Below are 14,357 nucleotides of genomic sequence, written 5' to 3' on the forward strand. Positions count from 1 at the left end.
CGATGTCCGCCGTGGCAGCCGCAGAGGAGCGCGTCCGAGGAGTCTCCGCACGCGCGGCGCGGGACGCCGTGCTCACGGGCGCGGTCGAGCTCGCGCGCGCCGCGGCGCAGGAGGTGGCCGAGAGCCCGGAGGACGTGGGCGAGCACCTCGGGACGGTCGCCGAGGCGGACCGGCTCATCTCCCACCGGTTCGCGTGCACGATGCGCGGCTACCGCGGCTGGCACTGGACAGTCACGCTCGCGCGCGTCCCGCGCGGCCGGACGGCCACCGTGTGCGAGGTCGATCTCCTGCCCGGTGACGGTGCGCTGCTCGCGCCGTCGTGGCTCCCGTGGTCCGAGCGCCTGCGCCCGGGCGACGTCGGCCCGGGCGACGTGCTGCCCTTCCGCGCCGACGACCCGCGCCTCGAGCCCGGCTACGTGCCCACGGGCGACGAGGAGCAGGACGCCGTCGCGATCGAGGAGCTCGCGCTCGCGCGTGCCCGCGTGCTGTCGCCGCAGGGCCGCGACGAGGCCGCGGAGCGCTGGTACCGCGGGTCGCGCGGCCCGACGACGCGCGGCGCCGTCGCCGCCGCGGCCGACTGCGGGTCGTGCGGCTTCCTCGTGCCGCTCCAGGGCAGCCTCGGCCAGGTCTTCGGCGTGTGCGCGAACGAGTGGTCGCCCGACGACGGCAAGGTCGTGAGCCTCGACCACGGCTGCGGCGCGCACTCGGAGACGGACGTCGAGCCGCAGCGCAGCGAGTGGCCGGACCCGGACCCGCTCGTCGACGAGCTGCACGTCGAGATCGTCACGCTCCTCGAGTCCGCGGTCGCCCGGAAGGAGGCGGCCCGGGACGGGGCCGCGCCGACGGACACTGCCGCGGACGAGACCGCCCTGGACGAGACGGTTCCGGCGGCGCAGGACGAGCCGACGCCGGTGGCCGACGCCCCGACGCCCGTCGACACCGCGCCGGAGGCCCCCGCGGCCGTGGCCGTCGAGCCGGACGCCGCGCCGGACGAGGCGGAGACCGCCCCGGTCCCCGACGCCGTGCCGGACGACGCGGAGACCGCCTCTGACCCCGACGCCACGCCGGACGAGCCCGAGACCGCGCCGGGCGCCGCCGTCGACGCCGCGCCGGACGAGCCGCGGGAGTGACGCAGGACGTCTTCGGGACGGCCGCGCTGCGTCGTGCGGTCCTGGAGGCGTGGCGGTCCTCGCCGACGCGCCTGCGCGAGGACGCGAACACGGAGGAGGACCACGCCCACGGGTCGTACCGGGGGCGGGTCGTCGTCGAGCTCGCGCAGAACGCCGCCGACGCCGCCGTCCGCGCAGGTGTCCCCGGCCGCCTCCGGCTGAGCCTGCACGCGCCGTCCGACCCCGACGGGCGCTGGGTGCTGCGCGCGGCCAACACGGGCGAGCCCCTCGACGCGGCGGGTGTCGCGTCGCTCGTCGCGATGCGGGCCTCGGCCACGGGTCGGGGCGCGGGCGCAGCCGATGGCCCGCGCACGGTGGGGCGCTTCGGGGTCGGCTTCGCGGCAGTCCGCTCGGTCGCGGACCGCGTGCGCGTCGGCGCGGGAGACCACGCCGTCGAGCTCTCGCTCGACCGCACGCGCGTCGCGCTCGACGACGTCGTGGCGGACCGCCCGGACCTCGCCGCCGAGGTCGCGGGGCGCGGCGACCGGCTCCCGGTGCTGCGCCTCCCGTTCCCGGCGCATGTCGAGGTGCCGGCGGGGTACGACACGGTGGTCGAGGTCGAGCTGCGCGACGACGCGGCGCTCGACGCCGTGCGGGCCGAGCTCGCGGACCTCGGCGACCCGCTGCTGCTCGCCCTGCCCGCGCTGACGGAGGTCGTCGTGGCGGGCGACGGCGTCGCGGAGCGCCGGGTCGCGGACGTCGACGAGCGCTGGACGGTGCTGCGGCGCGAGGGGACGCTCGACCCCGCGCTCCTCGCGGACCGTCCCGTCGAGGAGCGCGGCGCGGACCGCTGGTCGGTGACCTGGGCCCTGCCCCACGACGCAGCGGCGCCGACCGTGCTGCACGCCCCCACCCCGACGGACGAGCGGCTCACGTTCCCGGCCCTGCTCCTCGCGACGTTCCCGCTCGACCCCGCGCGCCGGCACGTCCCGCGCGGTGCCGTGACGGATCACGTCGCGCACGAGGCGGGTCGCGCGTTCGCGGCGCTCCTCGGGTCGCTCGCGGCCGACCGCGGTGCCGACGTGCTCGCGCTCGTCCCGACCGGGCTGCCGGCGAGCGCGGTCGACGCGGGGGTCCGCACGGCGGCGACGGCGGCCCTGGCCCGCACGCCGCTCCTCCCGCTCGACGTGCCCCCCGACCAGCCCGGCCTCTCGCTCGACGAGACCTGGGAAGGCCCGTCGATCCTCGCGGACCGTGACGAGCACGGTGCGCCGCAGCGGGCCGAGCGGCGGCTCCTCGCGCCCGCCGAGGCGCGCGTCCTCGCCGGGGACGTGGGCGACGCGCGCGTGCGCGTCGAGCTCGGGGCGGCGCACCTCGTGGACGTGCCGGGCCCGCTGCGCGCGGTCGCGCGGTCGCTCGGGGCGCAGGTCGTGGACCTGGCCGACGTCGTGGACGACCTCCCGCTCGTCGCCGACCCCGAGCGCTGGCGGGCGCTGTACGACGCGCTCGCGCCGCACGCGGGGGACCGGTCGGTGCTCGAGGCGCTGGGCGCGCTCCCGGTCCCGCTCCTCGGCGGGCAGGTCGTGCGCGGGGCGCGCGGCGTCCTGCTCCTCGACGACGGTACGGACGACGGCACGGACGGCGGGGCGCTCGACCCGCGGGACGCCGTCGACCTCGGTCTGCGCGTCGTCGACCCGCGGGCCGCGCACCCGCTGCTCGAACGGCTGGGCGCGCGCGCGACGGACCTGCGCGCGGTGCTCGCCGACGGCGCGGTGCGCGAGCGCGTGCTCGCCGCCGCCGACGCCGCCGACGCGGGCGACGACCCCGCGGCGGAGGTCGAGCGGCTGCTCGCGCTGGTCGCCACCGCGCTCCGCGACGTCCGGGACCCGGCCGGCGACGTGCTGCCGTTCTGGTGGGGCGAGCTCCCGGTCCCGACGACGGACGGCGGCTGGTCGCCCGTGCGCGGCTGCGCCCTGCCGGGCACCTGGGCGGCGGACGTGCTCGACGGGCTCGACGTCGTCGACCCGGGGGTCGTCGCGCGCTGGGGCGAGCCGGCGCTGCGCGCGGTCGGCGCGGCGGCGGGACCGACCGTGCTGCGGGTGCGCGACGTCCTCACGCCCGCGTCGGACGACGACGAGCCCGACCTGGACCCGCACGCGCCGGAGGGCTGGCTCTCCGACTGGGCCGGGTACCTCGAGCACCTCGCGGCGACGCTCGGCCCCGAGGCGTACGTGGGGGACGTGCTCGCCGTCGCGGACCTGGACGCGGTGGCCGACGGCGCGTGGCCCGACGTGCTCGCCCGGCTCGCGGGCGACCCCGCGGCGCGGGAGGCGCTGCTGACGCCCGTGCGCGCGGAGGGCGGGCGCGCGGCGTCGGCCCGGTCGTACACGGCGTGGTGGCTGCGCGAGGAGCTCGGCGGCCCCTTCGCGCTCGACGGCGGCCCCGCCTCTGCGTTCCTGCGTCCGGCACCGCCGGAGGTGGCGGGGCTCGACGACGCCTCGCTCGCCGCCGTCGGGGGCGTGCACGACCTCGCCGAGCTCGACCCGGAGGAGTGGGCCGACCTGCTGGACGGGCTGCCGCGCGTCGGGTCACCGGTCGACGCCGCGGCCGCGCTGCCACTGTGGCGCGCCCTGGAGACGCTGGCGGAGAGCGGCGTGCGGCTCGACCCGGCCCCCGCGCGGGTACCCGCGCTGCACGGCGGGACGGTCGTCGTCGCGGCGACCGACGACGTCGCGGTGGCCGCGGACCCGATGTGGGTCCCGCTGCGCCCGCTCGTGCCCGCCGGACGGGACCTGGTCGACGACCTCGCGGACCTGCTCGACGTCGCGACGGTCGCAGGCCCCGCGCCCGCGCCGGACGACCCCGGGCAGCGAGAGGAGGTCCCTGCCGAGGCGGGGACCGTCGTCGGCGAGCCCTTGCCGCGTACCTGGGAACGGCACGACGACCTCCGCGTCGACGGGGTCGCGGTCCCGTGGTGGGTCGAGGGTCGTGGGGGAGCGGACGTCGTCGTGCACGCGACCGGCCCGGCGGGGCTCGCGGCGGCGCTCGCCGTCGTCGCGGGGCGCTACCGCGCGCGGCACGTGCTCGAGGAGGTGCTCCGCGACCCGCGCGGGGCGCAGGGCGCGGTGGCGCGGACGGCCTGGGACGACCCTCAGTCGTCGGCGGACGCGCGGTAGCGCGTCCGGTTCCGACGCTCCCAGCCGAGCCCGAGCGCGCCGAGCGCGAGCCCGACGGCGCACGTCGCGACCGCGCGGGGCGCGAGCGTCCCGGTGGCGAGCAGGACGGCGCACACGACGAGCGCGACCGTCCAGAGCGCCATGCCGGCGAGGATGACGACGCGCAGGTCGACCCGCCAGGGCGCCGGGTCGGGGCGCCGGCGTTCGGGGTGGAGGAGCAGGGTCACGACCGAGGGCACCCGAGCATCGTAGCGACGCGCCGGTTTTTTCACCCCCACGGCGCGTCACTGGCGTGACCTGCGTCTCTTCTCCTCTGGTGTGAGCACACGTCCGGAGCACCCGCAACCGCGCGCTACGATGCAAGCGGCCCACCACGCTCTCCCGTTCGTGGTCGCCCGTCCAGCTCGAACCGCCCCGGTCTGTGGGTGGGAACTCCCTCACGCCTTCTCCGTACGCTGCGTCGCGTGCTGCGGAACGCCAGACCTGGACACCTGTCCAGTGAATTCCTCCGCGATATGCAGTCGACGTGAGAACCGCAGGATCCTGCGGCCTGGGACCTTCCGGACAGCAGTCGTCCGGAACGCCTTCTCACCCGGGTGAAAGCCCTCGTCAACCCTCGTTATCGCACTTTCTCGAACCTAGGATGAGTCGCCATGCAGGGTGTGGAGCCGACCGGAGGTGGACGCATGTCCCACAGCGTCACCGACGACACGAGACGAGGTCTGCGCACCTTTCTCACCGCGTCGCCCGCGGCACGCATCCGCGCCGCTCGGGCCGCGTTCGCCGCGCAGGGCTGGGAGGTCGCCTACCGCCGTCGGCTGCTCGTCACCGACACGGTGGTGATCGTCGTGGCCGTGCTGGTCGCCTACTTCCTGCGCTGGGACGCCGTGATCGACGAGCCCGTGAGCCGGGCCCGCGTCCCCTACGTGGTGCTGTCCGTGCTCGTGGGCGTCGCCTGGTCCGTGTCCCTCGTGGCCAGCCGGACGCGCGACCCCCGCGTCATGGGCAGCGGGCCCACCGAGTACCACCGCGTGTTCGACGCGTCGTGGCGCCTCTTCGCGGTGCTCGCCGTCCTCGCCTTCCTGCTCCGCTTCCCGGAGACCCGGGGCTACCTCGCGTTCGCGTTCCCCCTCGGCCTCGGCGGCCTGCTCGTTGGCCGATACGCGTGGCGCCAGTGGCTCCACCGTCAGCGCGCCCACGGCGGCATGCGGTCGGCGGTGCTCGCGATCGGGCACCGTGACCAGGCCGAGCGTCTCATCCGTGACCTCAACTCCCGCGACGAGTCGGGCTACCGCGTCGTCGGCGTGTGCGTCCCGTCGGGCGGGTTCGGGGCGGGCGAGGAGATCCACGGCGTCCCGGTGCTCGGCGAGCTCCGGCACGCGGGCGAGGTCGCGACCCGGGTGGGCGCGGACGTCGTCGCGGTCTCCGGCTCGGACGCCATCACGGCCGAGGTCGTGCGCCGCCTGGGCTGGGAGCTCGAGCCGTTCGGCGTCGACCTCATGCTCACGGCGGAGCTCGCGGACGTCGCCGGCCCCCGCATCACCATCACGCCTGCCGAGAGCGTCGCGCTCCTGCACGTGGACGCGCCCCGCTTCACGGGGCCCAAGTTCGCCGTGAAGTCGGTCGTGGACTGGACGGGCGCGGCCCTCATCACGCTCGTCGCGCTGCCCGTGCTCGTCGCGGTCGCGCTCGCGGTCCGGCTCACGAGCCGCGGTCCCGTCCTCTATCGCCAGGAGCGCGTCGGGCGCAACGGTCGCACGTTCTCGATGTTCAAGTTCCGCTCGATGCGCGTGGGCGCCGACCGCGAGGTCGAGCAGCTCGAGGAGCAGAACGACGGCTCCGGCCTCCTGTTCAAGATGCGCGACGACCCGCGCGTGACGCCCGTCGGCCGGGTGCTGCGCCGCTACTCGCTCGACGAGCTGCCGCAGCTCTTCAACGTCCTGCGCGGCGACATGAGCCTCGTCGGCCCGCGGCCCCCGCTGCCGCGCGAGGTGCAGAAGTACGAGAAGAAGGTCCGCCGTCGGCTCCTGGTCAAGCCCGGTCTCACGGGCCTGTGGCAGGTCGGCGGCCGGTCGGACCTGTCGTGGGAGGAGAGCGTCCGTCTCGACGTGTACTACGTGGAGAACTGGACGATGTTCGGCGACTTCCTCATCCTCGCGCGCACGGCGCGCGCGGTGTTCTCCGGCTCCGGGGCCTACTGAGGCCCGCCGCGGTGTCGGGGCGGGCAGGAGGAGGTGCGTCGTGCGGGTCTCGGTCTCGGGAGGCGGTCGCCGCGGCGTCCTGCACGCGGCCTGCCTCGCCGCCGCCGGGCACGAGGTCGTGCTTCTCGACCCGGACCCGCGCGCGCTCGCCGCGCTCCGCTCCGCGTCGAGGATCGCTGAGCCGCGGCTGCCCCGGCTCCTCGCGCTCGGCCTCGTGAGCGGGCGCCTGCGCCCGACGACCGACCGCACGGCCGTCGCCGGTGCGCGCGTGCACCTGCTCTGCGTCGGCGCCGGGGCCACGCCCGACGCCGGCGGTGCGGCGCGCGTCGCGACGCTGCGGGACGCGCTCGACGGCCTCGCCCCGCACCTCGGCCCGGGCGACCTCGTCGTCGGGCGGGCCCGCGTCCCCGCGGGCACCGCCGAGCTGCTCGCCGCGTGCCTCGCCGCGGACGGCGTCCCGGCCACGGTCGCCTGGGTGCCCGACGAGCACCGGCCGGGCCACGCCGTCGTCGACCTCCTGCATCCGGCCCGGGTGGTGCACGGCGTCCCCGCGGGCCCCGCCGGGGAGCGGGCGAACGCGATCCTCGACGTGCTCCACGCGGTGCAACTCGCCTCGGGCGCGCCGCGCAGCGTCACCGACCTCGCGACGGCCGAGTCCCTCGGGCACGGTCACGGCGTGCCCCGCGCGCACGACGGGACGGCGCCTGGGCCGGCTGACGTGGTGTCGAGCACACCCCGGACGGCGCTCGACGCCGTCGGCGCGGCCTGACGTGCACGGACGGCCCGGGCGGGCGATGCCCGACCGTGTCCGGCGCGTTACCGCGCGGTCACACGGTTCTGGCAGCATTCTCCCCATGTCCACCCCCACCTCCGTCCGTGAGGACGAGCACGCCCCCGCGCCTGCGCGCGGCGCGATCGACCGCTTCTTCAAGATCACCGAGCGTGGCTCGACGATCGGCACCGAGATCCGCGGCGGTCTCGTGACGTTCTTCGCGATGGCCTACATCATCGTGCTGAACCCGCTGATCATCGGGACCGTCCAGGACGGCACGGGCCAGTTCCTCGGCGGGGGCGCCGAGCCGGACTTCGGCAAGATCGCCGCGGCCACCGCGCTCGTCGCGGGCGTCATGACGCTCGCCATGGGCGTCTTCGCGAACTTCCCGCTCGGGCTCGCGGCCGGTCTCGGCCTCAACGCCGTCGTCGCGTACTCGATCGCGTCGCTGCCCGGGGTCACGTGGGCGGACGCGATGGGCCTCGTCGTCATCGAGGGCCTCATCATCCTCGTGCTCGTGCTCACCGGGTTCCGCGAGGCCGTCTTCCGGGCCGTGCCGCTCGAGCTGAAGACCGCCATCAGCGTCGGTATCGGTCTGTTCATCGCGCTCATCGGCCTCGTCAACGCGGGCTTCGTCACCGCGGGCAGCGGCACGCTCCTCGCGCTCGGCAACCTCGGCACGTGGCCGATCCTCGTGTTCGTCGTGGGCCTCGTGCTGACGATCGTGCTCTGGGTGCGCAAGGTCAAGGGCGCGCTGCTCGTCGCGATCCTCACGGCGACCGTGCTCGCCGTCGTGCTGGAGAACACGCTCCACATCGGCGCGAAGGCCCCCGACGGCTCGAACCCGGACGGCTTCAACCTCAACGCGCCCACGTTCGACGGCGTCGTGCAGGTCCCGGACTTCGGCCTCCTCGGCCAGTTCTCCCTCCTGGGCTCGTTCCAGAACATCGCGACCGTCACCGTGATCCTGCTGGTGTTCTCGCTCCTGCTCGCCGACTTCTTCGACTCGATGGGCACGATGGTCGCCGTCGGCGCCGAGGCGCGCCTCAACGACGCCGAGGGCGTCCCGCCGCGCTCGCGCGCGATCCTCGTCGTCGACTCGATCGCCGCGGCGGCCGGTGGTGCCGGGTCCGTGTCGTCGAACACGAGCTTCGTCGAGTCGACGACGGGCGCCGGCGAGGGCGCCCGCACGGGCCTCGCGTCGGTCGTCACGGGTGTCGCGTTCCTGCTCGCGACGTTCCTGTCGCCGCTCGTCGCCCTCGTCCCGTACGAGGCGGCGGCGCCCGCGCTCGTCTTCGTCGGGTTCCTCATGATGACGCAGATCGCGGGCATCTCCTGGAAGAACGTCGAGATCGGCATCCCCGCCTTCCTCACGATCATCGTCATGCCGTTCACCTACTCGATCGCGGACGGCATCGGGGCGGGCTTCCTCGCCTTCGTGCTCATCAAGCTCGCGCTCGGCAAGGTCCGGGCGATCCACCCGCTGATGTGGGTCGCGGCGGCGATGTTCGTCGTGTACTTCCTCCTCGGCCCCATCCGGGACGCCCTGGGCCTCTAGGCTCGGCCCATGACGAGCGCGGCGGACGAGCGGTCGGGGGAGGCGTCGGTGGACGACGCCCTCCCCGGCGCTCGTCCGTCGTCGTTCTACCGGCTGGAGAACACCGTCCAGCGGTACGACTGGGGCTCGACGTCGGCGATCCAGGACCTCCTGGGGGTGGTACCGGACGGTCGTCCGGCGGCCGAGCTGTGGATGGGGGCGCACCCGCTCGCGCCGTCGCGCGTCGTGCCCGACGGCGGCGCCCGCCCGGGCGGGACGTCGCACCCGGGCGCGGAGACGGCGTCGGGCACGACGCTCGCGGACCTGGTGCGCGCGGACCCGGTGGGGGTGCTGGGCCAGCGCGTCCTCGACCAGTACGGGCCCCGGCTGCCGTACCTCCTCAAGGTGCTCGCCGCCGATCGCGCCCTCTCGCTGCAGGTGCACCCGCGCCCGCACCTCGCGCGCGCCGGGTTCAACCGCGAGAACCGGGAGGGCGTCGCGCGCGACTCGCCGCTGCGCAGCTTCCACGACGACCAGCACAAGCCCGAGATGGTCGTGGCGGTCTCCCGCTTCGAGGGCCTCTCCGGGTTCCGCAGGCCCGCGCGCATCCTCGAGCTGCTCGACGGGCTCGACGGCGCGCTCGCCGGACGGATGCGCGACACCCTGCGCGCCCGCCCCACCGAGACGGGCGTCCGTGAGGCGTTCACCCTTGCGCTCCACGCCCGCGCGGAGCCCGACGTCGCGGCCGACCTCGCGCTGACCGTCGCGTCCGTGCGGGCCCGGGCCGGGCGCGAGCCGGCGGCGCCCGCGCCGGGGGGCCGGCGCACGTCGCGCCGTGCCGACGCGACCGTCCTCGCGCTCGCGGAGCAGCACCCGGGCGACCCGGGCGCCGTCGTGTCCCTCATGCTCAACCGCGTCACCCTGGAGCCCGGGGAGTCGATGTTCGTCCCGTCGGGGCACGTGCACGCGTACCTGTCCGGGTGCGCCGTCGAGATCATGGCGAGCTCCGACAACGTGCTGCGGGCCGGGCTGACGAGCAAGCTCGTCGACGTCGACGCCCTGCTCGAGTGCGCCACGTGCACGCCCGGTCCGGCCGCGCGACCGCGGCTGGTCGACGACGGCACCGGCCTCGTCGCCTACCGCCCGCCCGTCGCGGAGTTCGCGCTCCGGGCCGGCCGGGTCGCGGGCGCGGTGCCGCTGCCCGCCGCCGGTCCGCGCGTCGTGCTGTGCCTCGACGGCGCAGTGACGCTCGCGGCCGACCGCGCGGACGCCGGGGCCGGGACGCGGCTCGTCCGGGGGGAGTCCGTGTTCGTCCCGCACGGCACGGGGGCCGTCGTCGTGGACGGCGAGGGTGACGTCGTCGTCGCCTACGTGCCCTGACCCGACCGCCGAGCAGACCGCCCTCGCGTCCTCGCCGCAGGGCCGACAGGCACCTGCCGAGGCGCTGCCCGCGCCCAGGCGTGGTGCCTCTCCGGCGCGCCCCCGGACGTGACCTGCACCTCTTTCCTTACCTAGGGTAATGAGTTAGGGTAACTATCATGCCTGCTGCGGACCTCACTGCTCCTACCCGGAACCAGTACCGGCCCGCGACGCTCGGCGGCGACCTGCGGGTCGCGCTCACCCGGATCTCCCGGCGGCTGCGTGCCCAGCGCGGCGAGGCGGACCTCCCCGAGGGGCGGTTCGGCGTCCTCACCGTCCTGCACAAGCACGGCGCCATGTCGCCCAGCGAGCTCGCGGAGCACGAGCGCGTCCGGCCGCCGTCGATGACCCGTGCCGTCAACGCCCTCGTCGAGATGGGTCTCGTCGAGAAGGGGGAGCACGCGAGCGACCGCCGGCAGGTCGTCGTGCGCCTCACGGACGCCGGCGTGCGCGAGGTCAAGGAGACGCGGCGCCGCCGGGACGCGTGGCTCACGCAGCAGCTGTCCTCCCTCACTCCTGACGAAAGAGAGACCTTGGCCCGCGCCAGTGAGCTGTTGACCCGGATCGCCGCCCGATGAGCACCACGTTCTCCTCCCTCCAGTACTACAACTACCGCGTCTGGTTCGGCGCCGCGCTCGTCGCGAACGTCGGCACCTGGATGCAGCGCGTCGCACAGGACTGGCTCGTCCTCAGCGACCTGACGGACAACTCCGGCGTCGCCGTCGGCGTCGTCACCGCGCTGCAGTTCGCGCCCGTGCTCGCCCTGTCCGCGTGGGCGGGCCTGCTCGCCGACCGGCTCCCGCGCCGTCGGCTCCTCATGGCCACCCAGGGCGCGATGGGACTGCTCGCGCTCGGCCTCGGCGCGCTCGTGCTGTCCGGGAACGTCGAGCTGTGGCACGTCTACGTGTTCGCCGGCCTGCTCGGCGTCGTCTCGGCGTTCGACAACCCCGTGCGCCAGACGTTCGTCGCCGAGATGGTGCCCGCCGACAAGCTCTCCAACGCCGTCGGGCTCAACAGCGCGTCGTTCAACGCGGCGCGCCTCGTGGGCCCGGGCGTCGCCGGGCTGCTCATCGCGGCGGTCGGCTCCGGCTGGCTGTTCATCATCAACGGCGTCACCTTCGGGGCGACCATCCTCGCGCTGCTGTACATGCGCACGCGAGAGCTCCACGTGCTGCCCAGCGCGCCGCGCGAGAAGGGTCAGATCCGCGAGGGCATCCGGTACGTGCGCGGACGGACGGACATCATCGTCATCATGGTCGTCGTCGGCGTCGTGTCGACGTTCGGGCTCAACTTCCAGCTCACGTCCGCGATGATGGCGAAGGTCGAGTTCGGCATGGGGCCGGGGGAGTACGGGATCCTCGGGTCCATCCTCGCGATCGGGTCGCTCACCGGGGCACTGCTCGCCGCGCGCCGGGAGCGCCCGCGCGTCCGGCTCGTCATCGGGTCCGCGTTCGGGTTCGCCGTCGCCACGGGGGTCATGGCGCTCATGCCCACGTACGCGAGCTTCGCCGTCGCGTGCATCCCCGTGGGGCTCGCGTCGCTCACCATGATGACCGCAGCCAACTCGACCATCCAGATGTCCGTGGACCCCGTCATGCGCGGGCGCGTCATGTCGCTCTACATGATCGTGTTCCTCGGTGCGACGCCCGTCGGCTCCCCGCTCGTCGGCTGGATCGCCGAGGCGTGGGGCCCGCGCTGGGCGATCGGCGTCGGGTCGATCACCGCCGCGCTCGTCGCGGTGGGCGCCGCCGTCTGGGCCGTGCGCAACTGGCACCTCGAGGTCCGGTACCGCGTCCTGCAGCGCCCGCACCTCGTGGTGCGCTACCTCGACGCCGGGACCCCGACCGACCGTTCCGCCCGCACCGAGGCGCGGCGCCGGATCGAGGCCGAGGACGCGCAGGAGGCCGCCCGGGCGGCCTGACGCCGCCACTCCCGCCCGGAGCCACGAGGCCGGTGCCACCCCGGTCTCCCGGGCGGCACCGGCCTCGTGCTGGGCGCGGCCGTCGGTCGCGCGCTCGTCAGCCGAGGTGGTCGACGACGTGGTCCACGCACGCGGTGAGGGCGCGGACGTCGTCGGGCTCGATCGCCGGGAACATGGCGACGCGCAGCTGGTTGCGGCCGAGCTTGCGGTACGGGAAGACGTCGAGCACGCCGTTCTCGCGCAGCGCGGCGACGACGGTCGTCGCGTCGATCGCGTCGTCCAGGTCGATCGTGCCGACGACCGTCGACCGCTCCGCCGGGTTCGCGACGAAGGGCGTCGCCCACTCGCGCGAGTCCGCCCACCCGTAGAGGTGCGCGGCCGACTCGGCGGACCGGGCGGCGGCCCACTCCAGGCCCCCGTTGCCCAGGAGCCACTCCACCTGCTCCGCGAGCATGACGAGCGTCGCGATCGCGGGCGTGTTGAGCGTCTGGTCCTGGCGCGAGTTCGCCGCGGCCGTGCGCAGCGACAGCGACTCCGGGACCCAGCGGGTGCCGCTGCTCTCGACCTCGTCCGCGCGCGCGAGCGCGTCGGGCGAGCACAGCGCGAGCCACAGGCCGCCGTCCGACCCGAAGACCTTCTGCGGCGCGAAGTAGTAGACGTCGGTCTCCGCGACGTCCACGGGGATCGCGCCCGCGCCGGACGTGGCGTCCACGAGCGTGAGCGCGCCGCGCTCGCGCGAGCCGGGGACGCGGCGCACGGGCGCCATCGCGCCGGTCGAGGTCTCGTTGTGCGGCCACGCGTGCACGTCGACGTCGTCGGCGGGCTCCGGGAGCGCGACGGTCCCGGCGGGGGCCGAGATCACCTGGGACGGCGCGAGGAACGGCGCTGCGGTCGTCGCGGCGGCGAACTTCGCGCCGAACTCGCCGAACGCCGCGTGCTGCGCCTTCGAGCGGACGAGGCACGCCGTCGCGACGTCCCAGAACGTCGTGGAGCCGCCGTTGCCCAGCACGACCTCGTAGCCGTCGGGCAGCGCGAACAGCGCGGCGAGGCCCTCGCGCGTGCGGCGCACGAGCGACCGGACGGGCGCCTGCCGGTGGGACGTCCCCAGCAGCGAGGTGCCGGCGTCGGACAGCGCCCGGACCTGCGCGGCGCGGACCTTGGACGGCCCGGACCCGAAGCGGCCGTCGGCCGGCAGGAGGTCCGAGGGGATCGTGATCGAGGTGTTCGCGAGATCGGGCACGGCGTCACCCTACGCGCGCGCGGCGCGCCCCGGGAGCCTCGTCCACAGGCCGTGCGTCACCGCACGGTCCGCGCCGGGGCCCGCGGGGAGGCGCGGGCCACCAGGCACCACGGGTGCCTCTGGACGACACCGCGGTCGGGTCACGGGCTCGCCATAGACTGACCCCCAGCGGCCCGCCGGTGCGGGCAGGCGCCCCGTGGAGCGACGACCGGGCGCCCCGAGCCGACGAGCGACTGGGAGCGTGACGTGACCGATCTGATCGATACCACCGAGATGTATCTGAAGACGATCTACGAGCTCGTGGAGGAGGGCATCGTCCCGCTGCGCGCGCGCATCGCGGAGCGCCTCGGCCACTCGGGGCCCACGGTGTCGCAGACGGTCGCGCGCATGGAGCGCGACGGGCTCGTCGTCGTCACGGGGGACCGCCACCTCGAGCTCACGCCCGCGGGCCACGAGAAGGCGACGCGCGTCATGCGCAAGCACCGGCTCGCCGAGCGGCTCCTCACGGACGTCATCAAGCTCGACTGGGAGTACGTGCACACCGAGGCGTGCCGCTGGGAGCACGTGATGAGCGAGCTCGTCGAGGAGCGGCTCCTCGGGTTGCTCGACCACCCGCACTTCGACCCGTACGGCAACCCCATCCCGGGCCTGCCGGAGCTCGGGGAGCAGCTCGAGGAGGTCGACTTCCTCGACGGCGTCGTGTCGCTCCCCGTCCACCTCGCCCAGCACGGTCTCGGCGGCGGCGAGGTGCGCGTCGTGCTCCAGCGGATCGCCGAGCCGGTCCAGGTCGACGTCGAGCTCCTCGCGCGGTTCGCCCAGGCCGGGGTGCTGCCGCGCCGGACGCTCGTCGTGCGCCCGGCGCCGGCCGGCGGGGTCACCGTGCAGGGAGAGGGGGCGCCGGTCGTCCTCGACCTGCCCGACGACGTCGCGCGCCACCTCTTCGTCGCCCGCGGATAGCCGCCCGTTCACCGGGGGAGACGCC

The 14,357-nt window shown here is 75.4% G+C and carries 11 protein-coding genes; 9 read left to right on the plus strand and 2 right to left on the minus strand.

Annotation, left to right across the window (positions count from 1 at the left end):
- Positions 1-2 precede the first annotated feature (2 nt).
- Positions 3-1,130 carry a DUF3027 domain-containing protein gene (locus GWJ10_RS13630; protein ID WP_163188042.1) on the plus strand — a complete coding sequence of 376 codons (1,128 nt, stop codon included), beginning with the start codon at positions 3-5 and terminating at the stop codon, positions 1,128-1,130.
- On the plus strand, positions 1,127-4,285 hold the full coding sequence (locus GWJ10_RS13635) for an ATP-binding protein (protein WP_206158408.1): 3,159 nt from the start codon (positions 1,127-1,129) through the stop codon (positions 4,283-4,285). The genes GWJ10_RS13630 and GWJ10_RS13635 overlap by 4 nt, the downstream gene beginning before the upstream one ends.
- Here GWJ10_RS13635 and GWJ10_RS13640 read toward each other — a convergent pair.
- On the minus strand, positions 4,261-4,524 hold the full coding sequence (locus GWJ10_RS13640; RefSeq protein WP_051028378.1) for a DUF2530 domain-containing protein: 264 nt from the start codon (positions 4,522-4,524) through the stop codon (positions 4,261-4,263). The two genes, GWJ10_RS13635 and GWJ10_RS13640, sit on opposite strands and share 25 nt — an antisense overlap.
- Before the next feature lie 447 nt (positions 4,525-4,971).
- Here GWJ10_RS13640 and GWJ10_RS13645 point away from each other — a divergent pair, with 447 nt between their 5' ends.
- From GWJ10_RS13645 to GWJ10_RS13670, 6 genes are all read left to right on the plus strand, one after another.
- Entirely contained in the window at positions 4,972-6,486 is a 1,515-nt protein-coding gene (locus GWJ10_RS13645; protein WP_076406200.1) for a sugar transferase, read from the plus strand.
- Positions 6,487-6,526: 40 nt separating this feature from the next.
- Complete coding sequence (locus GWJ10_RS13650; RefSeq protein WP_163188044.1) at positions 6,527-7,255, plus strand: hypothetical protein; 729 nt, start codon at positions 6,527-6,529, stop codon at positions 7,253-7,255.
- An 85-nt stretch (positions 7,256-7,340) separates the two neighbouring features.
- Positions 7,341-8,816, plus strand: coding sequence for an NCS2 family permease (locus tag GWJ10_RS13655; RefSeq protein ID WP_021483129.1), 1,476 nt, complete (start codon positions 7,341-7,343; stop codon positions 8,814-8,816).
- Between the two features lie 9 nt (positions 8,817-8,825).
- Positions 8,826-10,175: a mannose-6-phosphate isomerase, class I gene (gene manA / locus GWJ10_RS13660; RefSeq protein WP_163188046.1), complete on the plus strand. Its 1,350-nt coding sequence runs from the start codon at positions 8,826-8,828 to the stop codon at positions 10,173-10,175.
- Between the two features lie 158 nt (positions 10,176-10,333).
- On the plus strand, positions 10,334-10,792 hold the full coding sequence (locus tag GWJ10_RS13665) for a MarR family transcriptional regulator (protein ID WP_021483075.1): 459 nt from the start codon (positions 10,334-10,336) through the stop codon (positions 10,790-10,792).
- Positions 10,789-12,135: an MFS transporter gene (locus tag GWJ10_RS13670; RefSeq protein ID WP_163188048.1), complete on the plus strand. Its 1,347-nt coding sequence runs from the start codon at positions 10,789-10,791 to the stop codon at positions 12,133-12,135. The genes GWJ10_RS13665 and GWJ10_RS13670 overlap by 4 nt, the downstream gene beginning before the upstream one ends.
- A gap of 97 nt (positions 12,136-12,232) precedes the next feature.
- Here the strand turns inward: GWJ10_RS13670 and serC are convergent, their stop codons facing one another.
- On the minus strand, positions 12,233-13,375 hold the full coding sequence (gene serC / locus GWJ10_RS13675) for a phosphoserine transaminase (protein ID WP_241005807.1): 1,143 nt from the start codon (positions 13,373-13,375) through the stop codon (positions 12,233-12,235).
- Positions 13,376-13,621: 246 nt separating this feature from the next.
- Between serC and GWJ10_RS13680 the strand changes: the two genes are divergently transcribed.
- A complete protein-coding gene (locus GWJ10_RS13680) occupies positions 13,622-14,332 on the plus strand; it encodes a metal-dependent transcriptional regulator (RefSeq protein ID WP_021482469.1) in 711 nt (236 codons plus the stop codon).
- Positions 14,333-14,357: the final 25 nt, after the last annotated feature.

Source organism: Cellulosimicrobium sp. SL-1, assembly GCF_011033075.1.
Classification (GTDB): domain Bacteria; phylum Actinomycetota; class Actinomycetes; order Actinomycetales; family Cellulomonadaceae; genus Cellulosimicrobium; species Cellulosimicrobium funkei.

What these genes read in the sequence shown, in the direction of transcription:
- GWJ10_RS13630 (WP_163188042.1), top strand. Translation starts at nt 3, where the DNA reads ATGTCCGCCGTGGCAGCCGCAGAGGAGCGCGTCCGAGGAGTCTCCGCA.
- GWJ10_RS13645 (WP_076406200.1), top strand. Translation starts at nt 4,972, where the DNA reads ATGTCCCACAGCGTCACCGACGACACGAGACGAGGTCTGCGCACCTTT.
- GWJ10_RS13655 (WP_021483129.1), top strand. Translation starts at nt 7,341, where the DNA reads ATGTCCACCCCCACCTCCGTCCGTGAGGACGAGCACGCCCCCGCGCCT.
- manA (WP_163188046.1), top strand. Translation starts at nt 8,826, where the DNA reads ATGACGAGCGCGGCGGACGAGCGGTCGGGGGAGGCGTCGGTGGACGAC.
- GWJ10_RS13665 (WP_021483075.1), top strand. Translation starts at nt 10,334, where the DNA reads ATGCCTGCTGCGGACCTCACTGCTCCTACCCGGAACCAGTACCGGCCC.
- GWJ10_RS13670 (WP_163188048.1), top strand. Translation starts at nt 10,789, where the DNA reads ATGAGCACCACGTTCTCCTCCCTCCAGTACTACAACTACCGCGTCTGG.